Annotated in this window: 24 protein-coding genes; 11 read left to right on the plus strand and 13 right to left on the minus strand. The window is 38.4% G+C overall.

Translation table 11 applies throughout. The annotated features are described in order from the left end of the window. The first annotated feature begins 24 nt into the window (after nt 1-24). Nucleotides 25-1,041: a UDP-glucose 4-epimerase GalE gene (galE, locus tag U0839_RS04595; protein ID WP_413550167.1), complete on the plus strand. Its 1,017-nt coding sequence runs from the start codon at nt 25-27 to the stop codon at nt 1,039-1,041. 66 nt (nt 1,042-1,107) lie between these two features. On the opposite strand, the gene U0839_RS04600 is transcribed toward galE, so the two are convergent. The 8 genes from U0839_RS04600 to cydD all read right to left on the minus strand — a co-directional run bounded on the left by U0839_RS04600 (nt 1,108) and on the right by cydD (nt 10,363). Beyond that, nucleotides 1,108-1,590, minus strand: coding sequence for a YbhB/YbcL family Raf kinase inhibitor-like protein (locus tag U0839_RS04600; RefSeq protein ID WP_413550168.1), 483 nt, complete (start codon nt 1,588-1,590; stop codon nt 1,108-1,110). Between the two features lie 156 nt (nt 1,591-1,746). After that, nucleotides 1,747-2,496 (minus strand): DNA repair protein RecO, encoded by a 750-nt coding sequence (recO, locus tag U0839_RS04605; RefSeq protein WP_155565547.1) that lies wholly within the window; start codon nt 2,494-2,496, stop codon nt 1,747-1,749. 28 nt (nt 2,497-2,524) lie between these two features. Continuing rightward, nucleotides 2,525-3,430 (minus strand): translation elongation factor Ts, encoded by a 906-nt coding sequence (tsf, locus tag U0839_RS04610; RefSeq protein ID WP_110438105.1) that lies wholly within the window; start codon nt 3,428-3,430, stop codon nt 2,525-2,527. 131 nt (nt 3,431-3,561) lie between these two features. Further along, a complete protein-coding gene (rpsB, locus tag U0839_RS04615; protein ID WP_110438106.1) occupies nt 3,562-4,350 on the minus strand; it encodes a 30S ribosomal protein S2 in 789 nt (262 codons plus the stop codon). Nucleotides 4,351-4,656: 306 nt separating this feature from the next. Beyond that, nucleotides 4,657-6,489: a DNA helicase RecQ gene (recQ, locus tag U0839_RS04620; RefSeq protein ID WP_413550169.1), complete on the minus strand. Its 1,833-nt coding sequence runs from the start codon at nt 6,487-6,489 to the stop codon at nt 4,657-4,659. 26 nt (nt 6,490-6,515) lie between these two features. Further along, the gene (locus U0839_RS04625; RefSeq protein WP_122123676.1) at nt 6,516-6,905 is read right to left on the minus strand and encodes an OmpA family protein; all 390 of its coding nucleotides are present in this window, start codon (nt 6,903-6,905) and stop codon (nt 6,516-6,518) included. Between the two features lie 76 nt (nt 6,906-6,981). After that, on the minus strand, nt 6,982-8,667 hold the full coding sequence (cydC, locus tag U0839_RS04630; protein WP_413550170.1) for a thiol reductant ABC exporter subunit CydC: 1,686 nt from the start codon (nt 8,665-8,667) through the stop codon (nt 6,982-6,984). A gap of 1 nt (nt 8,668) precedes the next feature. Next, nucleotides 8,669-10,363: a thiol reductant ABC exporter subunit CydD gene (gene cydD / locus U0839_RS04635; RefSeq protein WP_198185263.1), complete on the minus strand. Its 1,695-nt coding sequence runs from the start codon at nt 10,361-10,363 to the stop codon at nt 8,669-8,671. A 267-nt stretch (nt 10,364-10,630) separates the two neighbouring features. Between cydD and U0839_RS04640 the strand changes: the two genes are divergently transcribed. Both U0839_RS04640 and U0839_RS04645 read left to right on the plus strand, forming a co-directional pair. Then, nucleotides 10,631-12,466 carry an ABC-F family ATP-binding cassette domain-containing protein gene (locus tag U0839_RS04640; protein WP_155565551.1) on the plus strand — a complete coding sequence of 612 codons (1,836 nt, stop codon included), beginning with the start codon at nt 10,631-10,633 and terminating at the stop codon, nt 12,464-12,466. Nucleotides 12,467-12,630: 164 nt separating this feature from the next. Next, on the plus strand, nt 12,631-13,689 hold the full coding sequence (locus tag U0839_RS04645; RefSeq protein ID WP_155565552.1) for a tRNA-dihydrouridine synthase: 1,059 nt from the start codon (nt 12,631-12,633) through the stop codon (nt 13,687-13,689). A gap of 455 nt (nt 13,690-14,144) precedes the next feature. Here U0839_RS04645 and U0839_RS04650 read toward each other — a convergent pair whose 3' ends face one another. Then, nucleotides 14,145-15,143 carry a Gfo/Idh/MocA family protein gene (locus U0839_RS04650; RefSeq protein WP_155565553.1) on the minus strand — a complete coding sequence of 333 codons (999 nt, stop codon included), beginning with the start codon at nt 15,141-15,143 and terminating at the stop codon, nt 14,145-14,147. A gap of 242 nt (nt 15,144-15,385) precedes the next feature. On the opposite strand from U0839_RS04650, the gene secD reads away from it, so the two are divergent. Both secD and secF read left to right on the plus strand, forming a co-directional pair. Continuing rightward, nucleotides 15,386-16,939, plus strand: coding sequence for a protein translocase subunit SecD (gene secD / locus U0839_RS04655; RefSeq protein WP_155565554.1), 1,554 nt, complete (start codon nt 15,386-15,388; stop codon nt 16,937-16,939). A 10-nt stretch (nt 16,940-16,949) separates the two neighbouring features. Further along, nucleotides 16,950-17,888: a protein translocase subunit SecF gene (secF, locus tag U0839_RS04660; RefSeq protein WP_155565555.1), complete on the plus strand. Its 939-nt coding sequence runs from the start codon at nt 16,950-16,952 to the stop codon at nt 17,886-17,888. A 38-nt stretch (nt 17,889-17,926) separates the two neighbouring features. Here the strand turns inward: secF and U0839_RS04665 are convergent, their stop codons facing one another. Together U0839_RS04665 and mscL are read right to left on the minus strand one after the other, a co-directional pair. Continuing rightward, on the minus strand, nt 17,927-18,259 hold the full coding sequence (locus U0839_RS04665) for a hypothetical protein (protein ID WP_155565556.1): 333 nt from the start codon (nt 18,257-18,259) through the stop codon (nt 17,927-17,929). A gap of 51 nt (nt 18,260-18,310) precedes the next feature. After that, a complete protein-coding gene (gene mscL / locus U0839_RS04670; protein ID WP_230880500.1) occupies nt 18,311-18,781 on the minus strand; it encodes a large-conductance mechanosensitive channel protein MscL in 471 nt (156 codons plus the stop codon). Nucleotides 18,782-18,979: 198 nt separating this feature from the next. Between mscL and rpmE the strand changes: the two genes are divergently transcribed. The 4 genes from rpmE to U0839_RS04690 all read left to right on the plus strand — a co-directional run bounded on the left by rpmE (nt 18,980) and on the right by U0839_RS04690 (nt 21,718). Next, the gene (gene rpmE, locus U0839_RS04675) at nt 18,980-19,207 is read left to right on the plus strand and encodes a 50S ribosomal protein L31 (protein ID WP_110438117.1); all 228 of its coding nucleotides are present in this window, start codon (nt 18,980-18,982) and stop codon (nt 19,205-19,207) included. A 176-nt stretch (nt 19,208-19,383) separates the two neighbouring features. After that, entirely contained in the window at nt 19,384-20,052 is a 669-nt protein-coding gene (locus tag U0839_RS04680) for a DUF1013 domain-containing protein (protein ID WP_155565557.1), read from the plus strand. Between the two features lie 2 nt (nt 20,053-20,054). Next, nucleotides 20,055-20,564, plus strand: coding sequence for a 5-(carboxyamino)imidazole ribonucleotide mutase (gene purE, locus U0839_RS04685; RefSeq protein ID WP_155565558.1), 510 nt, complete (start codon nt 20,055-20,057; stop codon nt 20,562-20,564). A 26-nt stretch (nt 20,565-20,590) separates the two neighbouring features. Next, nucleotides 20,591-21,718 carry a 5-(carboxyamino)imidazole ribonucleotide synthase gene (locus U0839_RS04690; protein WP_155565559.1) on the plus strand — a complete coding sequence of 376 codons (1,128 nt, stop codon included), beginning with the start codon at nt 20,591-20,593 and terminating at the stop codon, nt 21,716-21,718. Here the strand turns inward: U0839_RS04690 and U0839_RS04695 are convergent. Then, complete coding sequence (locus U0839_RS04695) at nt 21,681-22,343, minus strand: JAB domain-containing protein (protein ID WP_196424856.1); 663 nt, start codon at nt 22,341-22,343, stop codon at nt 21,681-21,683. The two genes, U0839_RS04690 and U0839_RS04695, sit on opposite strands and share 38 nt — an antisense overlap. A 143-nt stretch (nt 22,344-22,486) precedes the next feature. Here U0839_RS04695 and argH point away from each other — a divergent pair, with 143 nt between their 5' ends. After that, a complete protein-coding gene (gene argH / locus U0839_RS04700; protein WP_413550172.1) occupies nt 22,487-23,887 on the plus strand; it encodes an argininosuccinate lyase in 1,401 nt (466 codons plus the stop codon). Beyond that, nucleotides 23,884-24,033 (plus strand): hypothetical protein, encoded by a 150-nt coding sequence (locus U0839_RS04705; protein WP_196424512.1) that lies wholly within the window; start codon nt 23,884-23,886, stop codon nt 24,031-24,033. Before argH ends, U0839_RS04705 begins: the two co-directional genes overlap by 4 nt. A 4-nt stretch (nt 24,034-24,037) precedes the next feature. Here U0839_RS04705 and U0839_RS04710 read toward each other — a convergent pair. Further along, a partial coding sequence (locus tag U0839_RS04710; protein ID WP_413550173.1) for a trypsin-like serine peptidase occupies nt 24,038-24,419 on the minus strand: 382 nt, incomplete at its 5' end.

Genomic DNA, 24,419 nt, shown 5'->3' on the forward strand with positions numbered 1-24,419 from the left:
TTTTTTAAATATAGGGCCATATTCATGACAATATTAGTTACAGGTGGTTGCGGTTATATTGGAAGCCATACTTGTATTCAACTAATAAAAGAAGGTATTGATCCAGTTATCATTGACAATCTTTATAACGGCAAGGAAATCGTTCTTGATCGCATTAAAAAGATTACTGGAAAACGACCAAGATTTTATCAAGGGGATATTAGAAACAAAGATCTTTTAGACACCATATTCAAAGAAAACAATATAAAGGGAGTTATTCATTTTGCAGGACTGAAAGCCGTTGGTGAATCGGTACGCAAACCATTGGAATATTATGATGTCAATGTTTATGGTACTATCAATTTGCTTGATGCGATGAAAAAGGCCAACGTCAAAAAATTTATTTTCAGTTCATCCGCAACTGTTTACGGAACCCAGCCGATTATTCCATATATCGAAACCATGGAAACCGGGGAGCCAACCCAACCATACGGTCGCAGCAAGCTCTTCATTGAGAAAATTCTTCAGGATCTATCAATCGCGGACCAGGACTGGTCAATTACAATATTAAGATATTTCAATCCCGTAGGAGCGCATCCATCAGGATTGATTGGCGAGGATCCCCAGGGTATTCCCAATAATCTCATGCCTTATATCACTCAGGTAGCTATTGGAAAATTGGCCTCCCTTGCAGTATTCGGCAATGATTATGAAACCAGAGATGGAACGTGCATCAGGGATTTTATTCATGTTATGGATTTGGCTGATGGACACTTGGCCGCACTCAACTATAATGACACCCAATCAGGAGTGAATATTTTCAATTTGGGTTCCGGTCAGGGAAATAGTGTACTGGAGGTCATAGCCACTTTTGAAAATGTGTTCAGAAAAAAATTGCCATATCATTTTGCCCCACGCCGTGATGGAGATCTACCGGCATATTGGGCTAATGCTGATCGTGCCAAAAAATTATTGAATTGGGAAACGAGATTGAATCTGCATGATATGGTACAGGATTCTTGGAACTGGCAAAGTAAAAATCCCAACGGTTTTGAAGGATAGCTTTTAAATTAGCAATATATTGATCAAATTATCACAATCTGTAAAACATTGATTGTGATAATTCATTCAACCTTTTAAATGACAGATCAATTGTGCAGAAGCCAAAGAATGATGATGCACGTTAAAACCGACGAAAGCTGGGGTTGAGGAAGGTGTCACATCTATTCTTGCTATATTCAATGCATGAATCGTAATTATATAACAATGCGGTTTTCCAGGTGGTGGTGCTCCACCCCCGTATTCCTTTTGACCAAAATCATTTCGAATCTCGATTGCACCTTCAGGCAGCAATTTATTGGAGGAAGCCCCTTCAACCAGATGTGTTATGTTGGGTGATATATTGACAACAACCCAATGCCACCATCCAGATCCGGTTGAAGCATCAGGATCGTACATGGTTATAACAAAGCTTTTTGTATTATCTGGAGCATCCTCCCAAAATAAAGAGGGGGAAAGATTACCTCCATTCTGTCCCATGCCATGATAACGTTGGGCATTGGGCATTTCATCACCTTCTTTATAGGAATGGCTCCAAATTCGGAAAACCATATCAATCTCCTTAAATATGTCATTATATGACAGTTATATTTTATTTTTCTAAGGCTGTATATGGTTTTAATTTTGCAGAGATTACAAATAATTTGATATTACATGCAAATTCTTCTCATTTTTTATTTCATAAATCCTGGAAAATGAAATTGAATATCAAAAATTGTCAATATTTGCCGCCACTCTTTCTTCAAAATTTTTTCTTGCCCTGGGCAAGTCTTTATTTATTAAGGAAAACACATTTTTCTCTAGAAAATAACGGGATAATTTCAAACCATTCATCCAATCTTTCAGATTGCCATTTTCTTCCTCATTCAGAAAAAAAGATGGAAAAGGGAATAACTTTGGTTTCCACTTTCCTGCCATAACTTCCGTAACCACTTTTCCCGTACGTGGAGACACAAAAAAAGATTGACACTTGTCAGATTCATAACAGATTGATATATCCAACGCATACCCCAGTGCCGCAAGAAAATTTAATTCCCATCGTAATAGCCGAGGAACAATTTCTTTATTTGAATCTGTAGGGTTTTCCGCGACAAAATCAAGATATTGAAAAGATGATTTTGCAATATATTCCACCGGTTGACGCTCGAGTAATCCACTTTCGGCTACAGCACATAAGGACAGCATGGCTGAAAATGCCAATGGACAAGGCGATAGAATTGCAAAATTCGAACGTATCAATTCGCCCTTGAAATATCCCAACTGATCTGATAGTTTCGCTGACCAATCGACATTGACAAAATTTCCCGTCTGCCAAATGGAAATTTGACGACGGGAAATCATACCCTTGACAAGCCCCCTGAATAATCCCTGCTCTAGCGAAAGAACAGACACTATTCCATCAGTTTCTCCATAGGGGCGTGTATTCAAAACAATAACCGGGGAAGACCATTCCCGCATTCTATCTCCCCCACCCTGTTAATTGTAATCAACCCTTGGCAGCTTGGGCAACTTCAGCAGCAAAATCGCTTTCTTCTTTTTCAATGCCTTCACCCAGATGGAAACGTTCAAAGGCAACAAGTTTTGCTCCATTTTTGTCAACAACAGCCTTGACTTTGCTTTCACCATCATGAATCCAGGTTTGTTCCAAAAGAACAACTTCTTCATAGAATTTACGTAAGCGACCCTCAACCATTTTTTCAATGATATTGTCCGGTTTACCTGATGCACGCGCCTGTTCAATAAAAATGCTTTTTTCACGTTCAACAGCGGCAGGATCAATTTCTTCAACACTTAATGCAATTGGACGTACAGCGGCTACCTGCATACCAATTTTACGACCGAGGTCCTCAATTTCATCAGATGCTTCAGGTGCCTCCAAAGCAACCAGTACACCAATTTTTCCTAAACCTGGACGCAAGGCGGAATGAACATAGCTTGCTACAACACCAGAAGAAACTTCAAAAACACGCACACGTCGAATGGTCATGTTTTCACCAATTGTGGCAATCAAGTTGGTTAGATTTTCTGCAACAGTTTTTCCATTTTCCATTGTGGCATTTTTCAAGGCCTCGACATCTTCACCCACTGTCAATGCAACTTTGGCGACATCCTCAACAAATTGTTGAAACTGTTCATTTCTGGCGACAAAATCGGTTTCAGCATTAATTTCGACCATGGCGGCCTTGTTACCCGCTGTCGCAATTCCTACCAATCCCTCAGCAGCCACACGGCCGGATTTTTTTGCAGCAGTAGCCAATCCCTTTTTACGTAACCAATCAATAGCTTCCTCGATATTGCCAGCTGTCTGATTAAGCGCCTTTTTGCAATCCATCATGCCGGCACCGGTTTTTTCACGTAATTCTTTTACTAATGCAGCTGTAATCTCTGCCATCATTTTTCCCTTTTCTTAACACACGAACGTCTCGATCAATATCGAGACGTTATGCTTGTATCATTTAATATAAATTGATTTTTTGACGAATTTCATATTGAATCGTCAACAATCAGAAAACTTATTGGCAATTAAGCTGGAACGTCTGGTGTCTCTTGTACAGAAACAGATTCCATAATAATTTCAGGAGGCAACTCCTCTGCCGCACCAATATCTTCACCTGCGGCACCTAATTCCTTGGAAATACCATCCAACACAGCACCGGCAACCAAATCACAATATAAATTGATTGAACGTAATGCATCATCATTTCCTGGAATTGGATAGGTAATCCCATCAGGATCTGAATTGCTATCCAGGACAGCTACAACAGGAATACCCAATTTGTTAGCTTCCTGTACAGCCAATTTTTCCTTATTCGTATCAATGATAAAGAGTATGTCCGGCAAACCACCCATTTCCTTGATACCGCCAAGTGAACGTTCCAATTTATCACGTTCACGAGTCAACTGAAGAATCTCTTTCTTGGTCAACCCAATTGTATCGCCATCAAGCGTTTCTTCGATCTGGCGTAAACGCTTGATAGAATTGGTAATGGTCTTCCAGTTTGTCAGCATACCCCCTAGCCAACGGTGATTGACATAGTACTGCCCACAACGTTTGGCTGTTTCCGCAACAATCTCAGAAGCTGTACGTTTTGTGCCAACAAACAATACTCTTCCACCATTGGCAACTGTATCACGAACGGCATGCAATGCGCGATCCAGCATAGGAACCGTTTGTTGAAGATCAATAATATGAACCTGGTTACGGACACCAAATAAGAAAGGTGCCATTTTAGGGTTCCAGCGACGTGTATGATGTCCGAAATGAACACCCGCTTCCAATAACTGACGCAAAGTAAAATCTGGCATTGCCATAAATATTATCCTTATAACTGGTTAAACCTCCGTAAAGTACCGATTACCTTTTTCAAGCACCAGCGGTCGAACCTTTACGTGTGAATTGTCGAACAATTTCGATCATATCGTATATGATAGATTTTTGATAAAAATTCAAGTGAATCTTTAATAAAGAAACATATGCAAAAATATTGATCTTTATGAAAACATTTTTTAAATTTCTTTATTCTTGATTGTCAAAAAAAATAATGAATAATTAGTGTAAAATAAATGACTTCATTATCATTTAGTCTTATGCGTAAAATCATCCAATATAAATAATCATTATCTATTATTTTGAAACTCCTTGATTATTTCTAATAATTTCAATCCATAATGTTCCAATTTCATATTCCCTACACCTTTTATATCCTTAAAATCTTTCAAGGTTTGGGGATTACAAAGAGCTACCTCCCTTAACACCGAATCATGAAAAATGATATAGGGAGGAACCTGTTGTTTACGCGCCTCATCTGATCGCCATTTTTTTAATTCATCAAATAATTTATGCCGGTTTTGTGTTATTAGCAATGTATCGTCTGTATTTTGACATTTATATATTTCAGATTTTTCAATATCTTCACGCAGAAATAAACTCTTTTTCCCCCTTAACAACGGACGGGCTTTTTCCTGGTTTAGAAACAAATTTGAAAATTCCTCTCCCTGACGCAAAACATCTCGGGCCATCAATTGGTGAATAACAGAACGCCAAAAATTGTGTGATTTATCTTTCCCAATACCAAATAAAGAAAGTCGATCATGCTGGAAATTTTCAACTTGAATATTATATTTGCCTCGCAATACATTAATAATATGCATTGCTCCAAAACGTTGTCCGGTGCGGTATACTGCAGAAATCACTTTCTGAGCCGCTATAGTTCCATTTAACAGTCTTACAGGATTTTTACAATTATCACAGTGATTACAAGACTTATCCAGGTTTTCTCCAAAACAATGCAACAAAAGTTTTGTTCGGCATTCAGCCGTTTCAGATAATGCCACCATCATATCAAGTCTTGAACACGCGATTTTCTTCTGTTCATCTGTAATCGCAGAATGTTCAAGAAAATATCGCGCCTTAGCAACATCAGCACCATTATAGAATAAAACGGTTTCGGCAAGGTCACCATCCCGTCCAGCTCGACCTATTTGTTGATAATAATCTTCTGGTCCCCTGGGCATATCCAAATGTACAACCAATCTGACATCCGGACGATCGATTCCCATTCCAAAAGCAACCGTCGCAACGATAATTAAAGGCTCTCCTGATCGAAACCTTAATAGGATACCCCTTTTTTCAAGTGCGGATAAACCGGCATGATAAGCCAAAGCGGTAAAACCATAACGAACAAGATTATGAGCTATCCGTTCAGATTTATTACGACTTCCACAATACACGATACAAGCCGCATCCCGATATTTTTTCAATAATTCCCTTAGCTGTTTGGATTCGGTATTTTTTTGTATTACACGTATAAATAAATTAGACCGATGAAAACTGGATCGCAAAATCTTGGCTTCAGGCATATCCAAAGCCTGAATGATATCCTTTTGCGTGACTGGATCAGCTGTTGCTGTAAGGGCAATTCTTGGAACATAGGGAAATATCCGAGGTAAATCACATAAAAGGCGATATTCCGGACGAAAATCATGCCCCCATACGGATATACAATGGGCTTCATCAATTGCAATCATGGAAATTTGAATTTTTTCCAAAAATTTCAATGTATCGTTATGGAGCAAGCGTTCTGGGGAAACATATAAGAGCTTGAGTTTTTTTGAAGCAATATCATGACGGATATTGTATGCTTCCTCATTTTCCAATTCTGAGTGTAATGCACCTGCACTTATACCTAATTGCCTTAAAGCTGCTACCTGATCATCCATCAATGCAATTAATGGTGAAATAACCAAGCCCATTCCAGGACGACACAAAGCCGGGATTTGATAACAGATACTTTTACCTCCCCCGGTGGGCATCAATAACAAAACATCCTGATTTTGCATTACAAGATCAATCGCCTGTTTTTGCAAACCACGAAAACACTGATACCCAAAAACTGTTTCTAGTATTTTTTGGGGGTCTCTCTCATCATGTAATCTAACTTTATCAAACAAGTTAAAAAAGATTATCCAGATAGAATTTATTGAACTATAATTTCCACACGTCTTGCCGCCACTTGACTTTTACGATTTTCTGGCGGACGGGGAATATCATGAACACGGTTTGACAGAACTCCATCATCCACAACCTTTTGTGCAACAATTTTGGCACGCTGAATTGCCATCATTTCATCTTTGGATAAATCGCCATAAATTGCTGCATAACCTTTGACATAAACCTGTTTTTCAGGAAATTTTTTCGCATAAGTAGCAGCTTGAGAAATGGTTTTGTTAGCCGAATCATCCAGATCCGTGGAAGCAAATGGAAAAAATACAACATAGGTTCTGTCATTCTTTTGCGTTAAAGAACCGGATTGGGAACATGCCCCCAACAAAATGGATGCTAGTAAAACAGGAACAAATCGACGCATTTAATTACTTTCTTTCAAGGCAACATTTTCAAATCAATATATAATATCAACAAGTAATAAAATATATAATTTTCTTTTATTCCGCAACTAGTTGTCCATTAGATAACCGCCATACCTCATCTATGTTTTCAACACCCGTTAAACGGTGCATTATCAAAATCACCGTTCGGTTGCCTGTTATCTGATTTAGGGTTTGAAAAAACGCTTTTTCAGTATCGCCATCTAATCCTGATGTTGGTTCATCCAAAAGTAAAATCGGGGCTTTTAGTAACAATGTACGTGCCAATGCAATCCTTCTTCCCTGTCCTCCGGAAACCTTTACACCACCCTCTCCAAGCCAGGTATCCAGTCCATCCGGCATCTCACGAACAACATTTGCCACTGCAGCATCAGAAAGGGCTTGCCACAAATCTTCCTCTGTCGCATCAGGGTTTCCAAGCAAAAGATTCTGACGAATTGTATCATCAAATAAATGGGTGTTTTGAGAAAGCCATGCTATTCGTTTGCGGACTGATTCATTATCAAACCAGTCAAGATTTTGATCAGCCAATGTTATTGAGCCCTTTATTGGCTGAATGACCTTTAATAACAAGGCCGCCAGAGTGGATTTTCCCACACCGGATGATCCTATAATGGCAATTTTTTTTCCTTGTGCAATCGTCAGGTTCAGATTCCGATAAAGCCATGGTTGTGACTCTCCCCAACGAAACGATACATCCCGAAACTTGATATCCCCGGTTTCAGGTGCAACTTTACCAGATTTAGAATTGTCTTCAACTTTTTTATTGTCATTAATATTCACAACTCTTATGGCGGCATTGACGATTTGACCTGCCAAACCTCCTGCCTTGCTCAAAGGAACGACCAATTCAAATGCTGTAATAGTCAGAAAAAGACAGAAAACCGTGTGAAAAGCGTTCAATCCATGAAAACCAATGTTCAATCCGCTCATCAATACAAATAAAACAGCAACTTGACCAAAAAAATATGCGATGACTCCTATTAACGCTACTTCCCTTGCCTGAATATATTGTTGATCAAAAAATTCATTCTCGTTTTTTTTGATTAGTATGGAAACTCGATGTTCTGCTCCAAAGGCTCTTATTTCCCTTAAACCATGAATAAAATCCAGAACTGTTATTCTCAGCTGTGCCGTACCCTGAACAAGTTTTTTCCCTCTTTTCCGGGTTATGAAGCCCGCACCAAATGGGCATAAAAATGCAGAAATTCCATAACAAATCACGATAGATACAGCCAATGCCAAATTATAGTGGGCTATGACTGTAAAAAGCACAAAAAATGTCAATATGGAACCGAAAAACGGTAAAATAAGACGCAAATATAATCCGTCCAATGTTTCAATATCAGAAACCAATCGGGATAATATATCCCCACTATGACGGAAACCCAATCCTGCCGCACTCCCCATAGCAAGTGTACGGAAAAACCATATCCTTAAGTCTGCTAAAGCATGAAACATGGCATTATGGGTAAACAATCTTTCCACATATCGCATAATCATGCGGGAAACCCCGACCATTTTTAAAAACAGCGAGCTGGTTATGATCGCACCCATAGCTGTCAAGGCAACCTTGCCCCCGGCAAAGCTCATTAAAGCCAATCCCAATAATACGGCTATCAAGGAGATAAAAATTCCAAAAAGTAAAGCGGGCAACCGTTTATACCATATCGAAAATATTGTTTTAAACGCTGCCGTCACGGAGGATTTTTCAGATCTGGTAATATCTTGAATATTTTGCATATTATCCTTCCTTCTGACAGGAAATTATAAATCCATGATTTAAATTGATGTGTATACCAGGCAATTTTTGCCCCTGTTCCGAATGGGTGGCCATAATGACTGTTCTATTTTCAGTCAGTTTCAACAATTGATTGAAGATATCCCTCTCCGTTTCGGGATCAAGATGAGCTGTAGGTTCGTCAAGCAATAATAATGGAGCGTTTTTCAGATATGCTCGTGCAATAGCAATTCTTTGGGCCTGACCACCCGATAATCCATAACCGTTTTCACCAATTACCGTATCAAGCCCATGCGGTAAATCTAACAAATATCGATCTATCGCCGCCGCTTCAATGGCTTGTTGAAATTCTTGCTCGGTTGCGGAGGGTCTGGCAAACATAATATTCTCACGAATAGTACCGCAAAAAATCACAGGTTTTTGTCCGATCCATGCCATTAATTTTGACAATGAAGCAGCCGAATATTCGGTGATATCCAATCCATTTACCAAAACCTGCCCCTCATTCGGCTTTATAAATCCGAGAATCATTTCGATAATGGTTGATTTTCCTGCACCAGACTGACCTATCAATAAAGCTCTTTCCCCTGCCTTGATGTCGAAATTCAGGGAATGTAATATACGACCTCTTTGAGCGTCCCAATGATAGGAAACATTTTTAAAGCTTATTTCCACTTTATCATTGAAAGGAATATCCTTTACATTGGTTGAAAATTCATTTTTGACAGGCAATTCAACGATAGATGCAGCCGTTCCGCCAAGTCGTGCCCTGTCCTGATAGGCCAGAGCCAAACTGCGTAGAGGACCAAAAAACTCCGGAATAATCAATAAAGTAAAGAGAATATGCGTGACAGGAATAGATTGTATTGAATGAATTTGGACAAATTGACTTCCATCCATCAACACTACCAGAATAATCGCGATAATCATCGCACAATCAATAGAGGCAGACGACAAGAATGCAACCCGTAATATTTTCATCGTTCTCTTACGCAATTCATCTGCTGATAATGCAAGTCTATTGGCCATGTCATCTGATCGACCAGCCAATACAATCGTTGCAATTCCTCTTACTCTATCAAGAAATTGAGCCTGCAAACGGGTCATTGCCAAAAATTGCTTTCTTGCAGCCATGGCTGCTCCAATTCCAAAAATTGCCTGTGCAATAGGAACCATCAAACCACATAAACCCATAATCAACGCTGACCATGGTTGAACCAAATACACGAAAAAAAGAATAAGTAGTGGTGAGGCAATCCATAAAACCGATGCCGGCAACCATCGTGAAAAATAACCATCCAAAGATTCAACCTGATCAACCGCCAATGCTGTCAAAGCGCCACTTGATTGTCGCCTTAATATCGAAGGACCGATTTGCATAATATGATTGATAATCAAATTACGTAGGCGATGCCGTGCTTTAAGACCGATTTTGATCGTAAAGTCACCTTCCAAAAAAAATACGCATCCTTTGAGAAGCGATAGTAACAGATAAAATAATATCAGTATTGAAATTGGAAATTGTATTGGTATGGATGGAACCAAGATTTTTCCGATAATTTCAGCAATCACCCATGCCATACCGACAGCAATCAAGCTTGAAAGCAATCCTAAAATTACAAGAGGGAAAATTGCCTTTTTGCCAATTTTCGTTTGTAATCTTGTCCAGTTTTTAATTTTTGTTTTTTTATCAGGCATATAATCCACTCTTTATCACGATAAAAAGATGCATTGGCAATTCAATCTGGGTAATTTACAATTTAAAAAGTAAAATAAAAAAATTATCAGATTATTCAAAATTTCAGTAATTTTATTTATTCCCAAATTTTTAAAAACAAAATCAATTTATTTTCAAAATTTTGTCTATTTAATAAAAATATTTACATCTTCATATTTAATAAATATGTTCTAATATACAAATTTTCTTATATAGCAAACACTCTGTTAACCACATTATCTCATTATATGTCATCTCCACTTTTGCTTATACAAAATCTCTCTTACAGTTTTGGAGGTCACCCCCTTTTTACCGACCTGAATTTCAATATTGCAAATAATGAAAAATTATGTCTGGTCGGTAGAAATGGATCAGGGAAATCCACCTTATTCAAAATTATAATGGGATTGCAAAATAGAGATTCAGGAAATCTTTTTATACAGCCTGGCACTACCATTCAATGCCTATCCCAAGAACCTGATCTTTCTTATTTCACAAAAACCATTGATTATGTTTGTTCAGAATTACCCAGTCCGGATGATCATTTTCGTGGGCGAATTCTGCTTGAGGCACTGGGATTAACTGGTAATGAAAATCCTGCACATCTATCAGGGGGTGAAACAAGACGCTGTGCACTGGCCAAGGTTTTAGCTCCAAGACCAGATCTATTACTGTTGGATGAACCCACAAATCATCTGGATCTTCCAACAATAGAATGGCTGGAATCTGAATTAAAATCTTTATCTTCTGCGGTTTTAGTGATCAGCCATGACCGTCGATTTCTGGATAATATGGCAAAAGGCATTATCTGGCTGGATAGAGGACAGGCAAGGCAACTTTCCATGAGATTTTCCGAATTTGAATTATGGAGGGAGAATTTTTTCGAACAGGAAGCACTGGAGTATCATAAGTTAAACCGTCAAATTGCAAGAGAGGAGGATTGGGTGCGTTACGGCGTTACCGCCCGACGCAAACGTAATGTTAGACGAATGGCGGAACTTTCAGAACTTCGTCTAAAAAGAAAAAACCATATACAGAATCCTTCCTTGGACACCCTACAATCAAGTGATGCAGAAAATTCCGGTAAAATTGTCATAGATGCAAAAAACGTAACCAAATCCTATAATTCAAGAACAATCATAAATAATTTAAATTTACGTATTGTACGTGGAGATCGGCTTGGCATTATTGGTTCAAATGGTGCCGGCAAAAGTACGTTGCTGAAATTATTGACAGAGCAGGAACTGCCTGATCAGGGAGAAATCAAACTTGGAAGCAAACTTGAGATCAATTATCTAGATCAACACAGACAGATTCTTGATCCTGAAAAAACATTGGCAGAAACGCTTACACGTGGACGTGGTGATTATGTAGATGTCGGAGAGGAAAAAAAACACGTTATCGGATATATGAAACAGTATCTTTTTCAACCAGAACAAGCAAAAACACCCGTGAAGGTTTTATCTGGTGGAGAAAAAGCTCGATTATTGCTTGCTTGTGCTTTGAGCCAACCTTCAAACCTGATGATTCTGGATGAACCTACGAATGATTTTGATTTGGAAACGCTTGATTTGTTACAGGAAGTGTTGTCCACCTATAAAGGGACCCTTATTCTGGTCAGTCATGATCGAGATTTTCTTGATCGAATTGCCACTTCAGTTCTTGTAGCTGAAGGTGATGGTATCTGGACAGAATATGCCGGTGGATATTCTGACATGATGGCACTTCGTGAATATAAACAGGAAAATCTTATCAGGAAGACACAAAATAAATCGCAAAAATCAACATATTCAAAAATACCCATTAAACCAAAACCTAAAAAACTTTCATACAAAGACCAGTATGAACTGGATCATTTACCAGAAAAGCTTCAGAAACTTCAAATCTCTATAATGCAGCTGAACCAACATCTCAATGATCCAGGATTATATCAGAAAGACCCTGATTTATTTGAAAAATTCACACGGCAATTACTGGATAAACAAAAAGAACAAGAAAAACTTGAGGAAAGATGGCTTGAATTGGAAATTTTGCAGGAGAATTTGAAGTCAAATGATGAATTAAGTAATTCATCTAATCAGTAAAACCTGTAATTTTAAATTATTTGTTTTACCTGATTGAATTGTCTGTCATGACAGCCATATATTTTGTAATATGTTATAGGAATGATATGAAATATCAAGCAACTGCCGGCTTTAAATATCAACAATTTGAAAATCACGTATAATCATAAGGAGGAACCCTCTTCATGGAAAATCATAACCATCCATTTTACAATCCAAGGTTAAGTTATGAGGAAAACTACCAGAAAGGCCCTTTTGGAGATTTTACACAAAAACCGGAAATTTCTATTGTAAACCAACCTTCTGTTCATTTTCTGGGAAATAAGATTAATCTACCATTCGGTATTCCCGCCGGACCTTTACTCAATGGCAAATATGTAAAGGCGGCACTGGACTGGGGATATGATTTGTGCGTCTATAAGACGGTCAGAACAAAAAAATATAAATGCCATCCCCTTCCCAATGTCTTGGCTGTCCATCCGGAACATAGACTTTCAGAAAATGTTGATACAGTATTAGCTGATCAAAATTATGATTTGCCTTTATCCATAACAAACTCTTTTGGTGTCCCCTCTTTTGATCCAGATATATGGCAACCTGACATGGAGGACGCAGTTAATTATGCAAAACCTGGACAGGTTGTAATCGGCAGTTTCCAGGGCACATTGGGTGTTACCAATCATATCGAGGAAAATTATGCAGAAGCGGCCCGTTTGGTCGATGAGACAGGTGTTCCCCTTCTAGAGGCAAATTTGAGCTGTCCCAATGAAGGGGTAAATAACCTTTTATGTTTTGATATTGATAAGGTTGAACGGATTGCCCACGCGATCAAGAATGCTGTACCAGATAAACCATTGATGCTTAAATTGGCTTATTTTAAAGATAACAAACTTCTTTATTCTTTTCTTGAAAGATTGGCTCCTATCGTTGACGGCTTCTGCGCAATAAACACCCTTTCGGCAAGACCTGTGACCTCTCAAGGTAAACAGGCTTTGGGAGAGGACCGTCCAACAGGAGGAGTTTGTGGTGATGCAATTCGTTGGGCCGGAGAAGAAATGGTTTCCCGGCTATATGAATGGAGAGCCAATCATAATGAAAAATTTGTCATTACAGGTGTTGGGGGAGTCAATAGTCCTGAACATTATCGAACATATCTTTCCCTGGGTGCTGATGCTGTCATGAGTGCAACCGGCGCGATGTGGAATCCTGCGCTAGCATTACAAATAAAAAAGGCGCTTCAATAATTTTTTACATTAAATCAAGTTATCAAAATAAAAATACTTTCGATAACTTGATTTAAAGACTTCTCATGCTAATTTTTTATTTATTTCAAAAACAATAACCCTGTATTATTATAAATGTCATTTAATCTATATTATGACGATTTAACAGTTCATTTTTTAGTAAATGATTATATAATATTGTCCTGTTTAAAAATCTTAAAATGTAATCCTAGATAGCATAAAATCATTTGCCACTGGATCATATCATTTTCACATCAATATTAATTTTTATGGAAAATTAATTGTGAAACTTCAAAAATTAATACTGCAAAACTTTTTATCATGCTGATCATTTCCGTCGATGTGAATAAAGCATTATTTACCATTTCTTCATAACAATTAGCACAAATCATCAAAACTGCTTTGTTACATCATGATAAATTACAGAACTATATCCCTTTAAAGATATATTAATATTAAAAGCTATTTGTTTTAGAATTCAATAATCCAGAAGCCTGCATTCGCTCTCTTGATTCTTTTATACTTTTGATCACTGCCAATGCTGCATTCAAAGCCCTTCGCCCCGCAACCCCATCCACGAGAACTGGTATTCCATCAAGACAGGATTTTACAAAAGCATGATGCTCAGCCTCGATATTATCATGATCTTTCCATTTCACCACTTCTCTTCTAAATCCATTGGTACCAGGTAAAGGCATACCCTTTTCTTTTCCAATCATGACCAATTGATTTTCCATAAAATCAGCCGATAAATACCCTTCTTCGGAAAAAATTCGCATTTTACGCTCAGTTTTTAAGGAAATACGACTGGCTGCAATGGTCGCAACGCATCCATTTTCAAAAGTAACCCGAGCATTTGCTATATCTTCGAATTCTGATGTCACAGATGCACCCAACGCATCCACTTTTCGTATATGAGATGGTACAATAGCTAGAACAAGATCGAGATCATGGATCATTAGATCAAGAATAACAGAAACATCAACCCCTCTCGGCTTGAAAGGTGCAATTCGCATGGTTTCAATATATAAAGGCTTCTTTATACGTTCATGTATAACTTTCTGTTCCGCTGAATAACGTAAAAGATGCCCAACTTGCAAGACAAGTCCACGACTATTTGCCAGATCAATGAGATGATCAGCCTGATCAAGCGTTGAGGCAATCGGTTTTTCTATTAGAACATGCCTACCTTTTTCAAGGGCCTCAAGGGCCAATTCATAATGAAATTCGGCAGGTGCGGCAATAATCAAGGCATCACAAGATTGTAACAGCTGATCAAGTGGCATATAGGGAACATTACCGGCTTCTTTTCCAACTTTTATTGCATTGCCAATTACTGGATCATAGATACCGATCAGATTTTCACGCTCTGCTTTAAAAGATTTTAAAGCATGAAAACGACCAAAATATCCCGCCCCAGCAATACCCACACGCAAAATCGACTGTTCTGCCATTTGTTTTCTCGCTTTATATTAAATTTAAACTTACAATTTTTCTTAAATTTGGATAGAAAATAAAATATTCTTAAACGTATTTAAACATTGTTTTTATTTATAATGCTATATATACCTTGCCATATAATAGTATTATAACCAAAACATATTGCATCGAATAACATGACAACGACCCTGTTGTTAAACGTTCCCTTTAACCATTTTCAGTCCATCGGGACAAAAAGGATTTAGTCGTTACTGCGATGATGTATTACAGTCGAACAAAACTTGCCCTGGTTTTCGCCACTTGTTTCATGGGGCTATTATTATGTTTACCCAATTTTGTTAAACATCCATCTTTTAAGATACCTTGGCATCAGATCCATCTTGGCCTTGATTTAAAAGGAGGATCCTATTTACTGATGCAGGTGGATGTGGAGACCATCAGCAAAAACCGTTTACAGACGTTGAGTGACAATGTTCGGCAAACCCTTATTTCCAAAAATCTGGGTTATCGCAATTTACATATGGTTCCCAAAGATCATACCATTGTTTTTAATTTGCGTGATCCAAGTGAAAAAGAGGGTGTTTTATCTGCATTGAGATCAATGCCAAAAGCGGTTCCCAATGAATTTGAGGTTAGTAATAACAATGATCAAATTAGAATGGAACTTTCAACTGATGCAATGCAGCACCGCGCAAGCGAGGCGGTAACTCAATCCATTGAAATTGTTCGCAAACGTATCGATGCAACAGGTGCTGTCGATCCATCCATAACCCGTCAGGGTACAGACAGAATCATTGTTCAGCTACCGGGCGTCAGTGATCCGAACCGGATTAAGCAATTACTTGGTACAACAGCTAAAATGACATTTCACTTATTGGATGAAAATGCAAACCCAAACCTACCTCCACCCGGTGTAACATTTCTCCCAACAGCTGGAAATGAAAATGAAAAATTACCAATACGTGATCATATTGAAGTTGACGGTGCCGACCTAACAGGAGCAAGTGCTGGATTTGATCAGCAAAATGGCGAATATGCAGTGAATTTCAGTTTTGACAATGCAGGCGCACAAGCTTTCGCAAATGTTACCCGTGCCAATATTAACAAACGTTTCGCTATAGTGTTGGATAATAAGGTTATAGAGGCACCTGTCATTCGGACTCCAATCACAGGCGGGAATGGTCAAATTACAGGCGGATTTGATGCGCAAAAAGCCACTGATCTTGCCTTACTTTTACGAGCGGGTGCCTTGCCTGCTCCGCTAAAAGTGATGGAAGAACGTTCAATTGGTCCATCACTGGGGGCTGATGCTATCAGGGCTGGAGGATTGAGTCTGGTAAGCGGTTTTGTCCTTGTCATTATTTTTATGCTTCTATTTTATGGTCGTTTTGGTCTCTATGCGAACATCGCTTTATTTGCAAATCTCGTATTGATGAGTGCCATTTTATCTCTTTTCGAAGCGACACTAACCTTGCCAGGTATGGCGGGAATGCTTCTAACCCTTGGAATGGCAGTTGACGCAAATATTCTTATCAATGAACGCATTCGCGAAGAAACACGTAATGGCCGTACGCCCCTTAACGCTTTACAAACTGGATTTGATCGTGCTCTCAATACAATCATCGACAGTAACGTCACCGCTTTCATTGCACACGTCATGTTATTCATATTTGGAACGGGTGCGGTCAAGGGATTTGCATTGACTATCACCATTGGTATTGTTACGACCCTTTTCACCACCTTATGCCTCTCCTGGATGCTGACAATTCGCTGGTATGCTGTCACCCGCCCTAAAGAACTTCCGATTTGAAAGAAAGAATATGCTTGGTCGTCCTTTATTACATCTCGTCCCACATGGCACAAAAATTCATTTTATGCGTGGACGCTTTGCCGGCCTGATAACATCAGCGGTTTTATCTGTTGCATCAATTATTCTTTTCTTTCATCCCGGCTTGACATTGGGACTGGATTTCCGTGGCGGTATTGTGGTTGAAGCGCAAACTCCTGAACCTGCTGATTTTAGCAAATTGCGCAAATTTTTATCTGATGCCGACATTACAGCAGCTGGATTACAACAATTTGGTGGGAAAAATAATGTCCTGATCCGGCTTGACGCACCCAAAGAAAATAATGGCGATGCAACCCAGATCTTGATCAAAAAAGTCAGATCAGCCGTTACAAATTATGAAACTGGTACAAAAATTGTACGAGCCGATGCTGTTGGTGCCTCTGTTTCCTCTGAATTATTCAGAAATGGGCTTTTGGCACTTGGAATCAGTCTTTTTATGATTATGATTTATATCTGGTTTCGATTTGAATGGGAATTTGCACTTAGCGCCATTATAACCTTGCTTCTTGATTTAACAAAAACAATCGGATTTCTTGTAATCACACATTTTGAATTCGATCTGGTCATGGTGGCTGCCATCTTGACAATTCTAGGCTATTCAACAAACGATAAAGTTGTCGTATATGATCGAGTAAGGGAAAATCTAAGAAAATATCATTCCATGCCATTTCAAGAATTGCTTGACCTATCAATTAATGAAACGTTAAGCAGAACCCTTGCCACTTCGTTTACCGTATTTTTAGCCGCCTTACCTCTTGCTCTGTTCGGTGGTGCATCTCTTTCCGGTTTTGCGTGGGTAATGTTATTTGGTATTGTTGTGGGAACGTCTTCCTCCATCTTCATTGCCGCTCCCCTGCTTCTATTTATGGAAGAGGGAAGCTTGAGAAGAAAAACCAAAAGATCATCCTAGAATTATTTCATGAGCAGTTTAAAAGAACTGCTCAATTTTTAACGAATATTATTTTTATTCAAAGACTGTATCAGTATTTCCACAGAATTTTTTGCATTTTTCAAATTATGATTATTCGGTTTCGATAATGCCATCATAACGTAATGTTTTGCATTTTGATCCTTTAAAAAAATATCCTGGAAATCAGTCAATGAAACAGAAGATAAACTACCTAGATAACCAATACACATACCATGAGTAAATATGTAATTGTAGGCAATGGAATGTGGGGTTAAGCGTTCAGATGACTTTAATGAATTCTCTTGTGATTGACAGGCACTCAAGGGAAACAAAAAAAGGGTTAATCCTAATAAAACATATCGCTTAAACATTTAAAACTTCTTTGTTCCCATAGACTTGTGATCAATTTATCAAAAATTGATCTAGGATTGTTTTCTGTTTGCAAGAATGTCTCTTATTTCCTGCAGTAAAACTTCCTGTTTTGTTGGTTGTGCGGCTTTAACTTCTTGCTGCGTCTTGATGCGATTATAGATATCATTCAACCCTCTGACAATCAGGAAAACAACAAATCCGATAATTAGAAACTGAATAATCGTGTTGAGAAAAACTCCAAAGTTTAAAGTTACCGCACCTATTCTTTGTGCCTCGGCCAGTGTTTTAACATGAGGTCCCTTTAAGGTGATAAATAAATTACTGAAATCGACACCACCTAGAAACAAACCAATAATGGGATTGAAAATATCATTCACCAAACTTTTAACCACACTTGTAAAAGCGGCACCAACGATAATACCCACAGCCAGATCAACAACATTACCCCGCATGATAAAGGATTCAAATTCATGTATCCATTTAATGCTCCTACTTTTTTTAGCCATATTTTCATTACTCATTTTCATTTCCATTCAATTGCTCTAAAAAATAGTTACGTATCAATTATATTTGAAAAAAGAATTTTAAATAAGAAAAAAATGTCAAACAGTAAAAAATAACAAAGAAGAGATTGATTTCGAGCAGTAAAATGACTATAAATACATTTTCTTTCTCCGTCTGTTAACGGAGTTTTTTTTACAATCTGTTAAGAGAAAATCATGAAAAACGATATCCATCCAGATTATCACGAAATTACAGTCGTCATGACAGACGGTACTGAATTCAAAACCCGTTCCTGTTATGGCTCTAATGGCGATACATTGCGTCTTGACGTAGATCCCAAATCTCATCCTGCATGGACCGGAGTTCAGCGTATCAATGATACACGAGGTCAAGTTGCGAAATTTAACAAGCGTTTTGCTGGTATCGGGCAAAAAAAGGTTTAAATAATTAGATTATTTTATTAACCTTATTGAGATAAGGGTGACTTCATCACCCTTATCTCAATCAAATAAAATTACTAAATTACAGCTTTTAAAATAGTCTATATTGTTTTAACTTAAAATTTACAGTTTTAAGTTTTTAATAATATTCTACTCTATTTTTATCATACAGGATTGTCATGACCTTACCTCTTATGCCTAAGGCTACCGCAGTATGGCTTATTGAAAAAACTGCTTTAACCTTTAACCAAATTGCAGAATTTTGTGGCATGCATCCTTTGGAAGTCCAGGCAATTGCCGATGGCGAGGTAGCTCAAAGTATCATTGGCTATGATCCTGTTGCTAATGGCCAGTTAACCCAGGAAGAGATTAATCGCTGTGAGGCTGATCCAGATCGAAAGCTAAAACTATCAGCAAATCGCATGCAAATCGTCAAGCGATCAAAAGGCGCAAGATATACTCCCATTTCAAAGAGAAATGATCGTCCTGATGCAATTGCCTTCCTGTTAAGAAACTATCCCCAATTGCTAGATCAGCAAATTGCCAAGCTTTTGGGAACGACTAAAGATACAATTGCCAAGGTAAGAGATAAACAGCATTGGAATTCCGCCAATATTAAACCACGTGATCCAATCATACTGGGATTATGCAGTCAAATGGATTTAAACAGTGCTGTTGCCGAAGCGAACAGACGTGTTGAGAAGGATGAGACGGATACCTCTTCCCTTAATCCCTCAGAAACAACAGAACATCAGGAATCTTCAGAAACAAAGAAAGAAGAGCTAGATATCAATCATATATTTTCCAATTATTCTGAAAAAAACAATCAATCCGACGATCTAAATTAATTATGCCATTATCCCATCCCTCTTCATCAAATATCTCCCTTGCTGTTGGTGTTATTATGGGCAGCCAGTCGGACTGGGATATTATGAGTCACAGTGCTGATATATTAAAAAAACTTGATATATCACATGAAGTAAGAATTGTATCGGCTCATCGCACACCCGATCGATTAAGGGAATATGCAACATCCGCTGTTGAACGGGGGATCAGGGTTATTATTGCAGGCGCAGGTGGCGCTGCACATCTTCCCGGTATGGTTGCCGCCTGGACACATTTGCCAGTTCTTGGTGTACCAATGCAAACCCATGCCCTAAACGGCAAGGACAGTTTGTTATCAATTGTGCAAATGCCTGCAGGTATTCCGGTTGGCACCCTGGCCATCGGAAAAGCTGGAGCTATTAATGCCGCGCTTTTGGCAGTATCTATCCTATCCATCGCTGATCAGTCAATCGCCCAACGCTTAGTTTCCTGGCGCAAAACACAAACAGATTCTGTCGCTATTTCTCCACTTTAATTATACATTATTAATAAGAGGGACTTATGCTCTTACCTAATTCAACCATAGGAATCGTTGGAGGCGGACAATTAGGCAGAATGTCTGCTATAGCGGCGGCACGTCTTGGATTTAGAACACATATTTTATCTGACATTATGGATGCCCCTGCCGCTCAAGTGGCTTCTGGCATTACGGTTGGATCTTATCATGATCAATCAATTTTAAAACAATTTGCTGAACAGGTTAATGTAATAACATTTGAATTTGAAAATATAAATATAGAAGGAATAGAATATCTTGCCACCGTACGACCTGTTCATCCTTCCAGCAATGTCTTAAAAATCAGCCAAGACAGGTTTCTTGAAAAAGACTTTTTAAATCAACATGATATTCCAACCACTCAATGGATTTCTGTTTTTCAGTTAGAAGATGGCATAAATGCGGCAGAAAAACTGGGATTTCCTTTTATCCTTAAAACCACTAGATTGGGATATGATGGTAAAGGTCAGGCCGTTATCCGTACCGACGAAGAATTCAAAAAAGCCTTTAAAAATTTGAATCCTCATCCTCTAATTGCTGAAAAAAAAGTAAACTTTTATAAAGAAATTAGCGTGATGGTTGTTCAGAATGAACATGATGAATTACAAACATTCGATGTTACTGAAAACCGACATAAAAATGGAATTCTTGACCTCAGTATCGCACCAGCCCGAATTACCTCAGCATTGCAAAATAAAGCCAAAGAGATCGCAGTTAAGATAGCCCAGGCTCTCAAACTTGTTGGTATCTTGGGAGTTGAAATGTTCATTGATGATCAGGATAATATTCTTGTCAATGAAATAGCACCCCGTCCTCACAATTCAGGACATTGGACAATGAATGCCTGTCCCTTTGACCAATTTGAAATGCATATTCGTGCTGTCGCAAATCTTCCCTTACCGCCTATAGCTCGACATTCGGATGCCATCATGAAAAATCTTATAGGCCCCCAAACACTGGAATATTGGCCAAAAATTTTGGAAAATGATCGAATGATAGGACATTTATACGGAAAAAAGGAAGCAAAACCGGGTCGAAAAATGGGACATGTCAATATAAATTTTCCATATAATGGTTTACCCGGAGAATTCGGAATTAAAGCGGCATTATCATTTCTTTGTTCTGGGGATTAAGCAATCCACTTTCCACAAAAGAAAAATAGATACCATTCCCGATTATTATATGATCGGCGATATCAATACTAACTGCTTCCAAGGCTTCAACTAATATATATGTTAACTTTTTATCCGCCTCCGAAGGTAACGCTATTCCACTGGGATGATTATGTACCAGAATCAAGGATTCAACATCGAATTTAAGAGCATATTTCGCTATTTCACGGATATGGATGGATGTGGTAGTCACGGTTCCTGAAGCTTGATGACTGATTGAAATGATATGGGCATTCCTATCGAGAAGAATAATATAGAAATGTTCAATCGTTTCTCTTGATAAGAAAGCAATTAGATAATCGGTTAAATATTTTTTAAACTGTAGAATGTTTTTATTATAAATTTCTGATTTCAAAATACGTATGCTTGCTGCATAAATAAGGGAAATAAACGCTATATCCTTTTCAGATAAATTGAATTCCTCAATTAACTGATTTTTGTCATAGGTAAAAAGATGCGGAAAAGATCCAAGTTTTGTTAGAATATTTTCTTGCCAATTTTCATTATGTTGTTCAAATTTCATCCATTGGGATAACAAAGTTAAATATTGTGAATCAGACTTTATATTATCTTGTTTTTCTTTCATAAAACTGTGCATTTTCATATTGAAAACATCCTCAATTCTCAAAATATTGATTCTTTATGTTCGAATAGGATAAGTTCTTCATTAATACAGTTTAAATATTAATTACGTAAGATTAAATACTAACAAATTAGGAGATTGAATTCTTGAACCAAAAAACTGCCAACAAACAGTGGGGAGGACGTTTCACCTCTGGACCTTCAGCCATTATGGAGCAAATAAATGCCTCTATCGGCTTTGATAAAAACTTATGGAAACAGGATATACAAGGGTCAATAGCTCATGCAGAAATGCTGGCCAAACAGAAAATAATTTCCGAAACGGATAAAAACAGTATTCATCAAGGCCTTAGGGAAATTGAGCGAGAAATTCAATCTGGTCAATTCGAATTTAGCAGAGCCCTTGAGGATATTCATATGAATATCGAAGCCCGTTTGGCAGAACGTATCGGTGAGGCGGGAAAAAGGCTTCATACAGCACGTTCAAGAAATGACCAAGTTGCGACAGATTTTCGTTTATGGATCAGACAAAATATCGATGAATTAATTCCAATGATAAATCATCTGATGCTGACCCTTGCTTCCCGAGCTCTGGAATATGCGGAAACAGCTATGCCCGGTTTCACTCATTTGCAATCTGCCCAACCGGTAACGTTCGGTCATCATTTACTGGCTTATACAGAAATGTTGAATCGGGATCGGGGACGATTGATAGATGCACGCAGACGACTAAATGAAAATCCCTTGGGTGCGGCGGCTTTAGCTGGCACCTCATTCCCAATTGACCGCCAATTGACTTCTAAATTATTGAGATTTGACCGTCCCATGGCAAATTCACTTGACGCGGTCTCTGATCGTGATTTTGCCCTGGAATATCTTTCCGCTCTTTCCATCATGTCGATTCATCTTTCACGCATGGCGGAAGAAATTGTAATTTGGTGTTCACCTCCTTTTTCTTTTATCCAGCTTTCAGATGCCTATACTACAGGTTCATCCATCATGCCACAAAAACGAAATCCAGATGCCGCCGAACTGGTCCGGGCCAAAGTTGGACGAATTTCAGGGGCGCTTACAGGACTTTTGACCGTCATGAAGGGTCTTCCTCTCGCATATGCTAAAGATATGCAAGAAGACAAGGAACAGGTTTTTGCTGCAACCGAAACTATTATTCTGTGTTTAGCCGCTTGTTCAGGAATGATTGCAGATTTAAAGGCCAATCAAGACAATATGGCCTATTGGGCAGGGTCCGGTTTCTCTACAGCCACAGATCTCGCAGACTGGCTGGTTAAAGAATTAGAATTACCCTTCAGAACAGCTCATCATGTAACAGGAAAAATTGTCAGCTATGCCGAAACACATAATCTTGCTCTTGAGAATGTGCCTTTACAAAAAATGCAGGAAATCGAACCTTTGATTAACAATGATATATATTCAGTTTTAGGAGTTCAGTCCTCACTTGCCTCTCGAACCAGTGAAGGTGGCACCGCTCCCAAAAATGTAAGAAAATCTGCAAAAATATGGATCGATAAATTAAAGGATATATCATGAAACGTTTTTTTTCTCTTTTTTTCGCTCTTGGTAGTCTTGCAATCCTCACAATCACCCTATCTGGATGTGGCAAAAAAGCATCTCCTAAACCGGTTGGTCCCCCCGAAAAAGTAATTTATCCCCGAGCCTATCCACCTCAAGACTAATCCATTAATCCCTGGGTGGAGTGGTGAGTAACACGGCCATGCCACCGGGACGATCTGAATAAGCGGCAATCTGAATGGCCGTTATAACCCATTCCTTATTTTTATTTACTGTAAACAAAGGGGCACCACTACTTCCATATGTGGCTTGACAGTCATGCGCAAGAATGGTTTTACCCCCATTATTTTTTAATATATCGGTTACATGACATTCTTGATCAGCATATAAGACTTCCTGACGGTCCTGATCATAACCAGCCAGATATATATTCATACCGATATAAGGTTGATCTTTATTAAAACCGAAAAAATCCTCTTGATTTGTTTTTTTATCATTAAGCACAAGATAGGCCCAGTCATGGTGAATATTGTCCAATGTGGCTTTTTCC

Origin of the sequence: Commensalibacter sp. A3DC (assembly GCF_047307945.1) — a bacterium.
GTDB classification, from domain to species: domain Bacteria; phylum Pseudomonadota; class Alphaproteobacteria; order Acetobacterales; family Acetobacteraceae; genus Commensalibacter; species Commensalibacter melissae.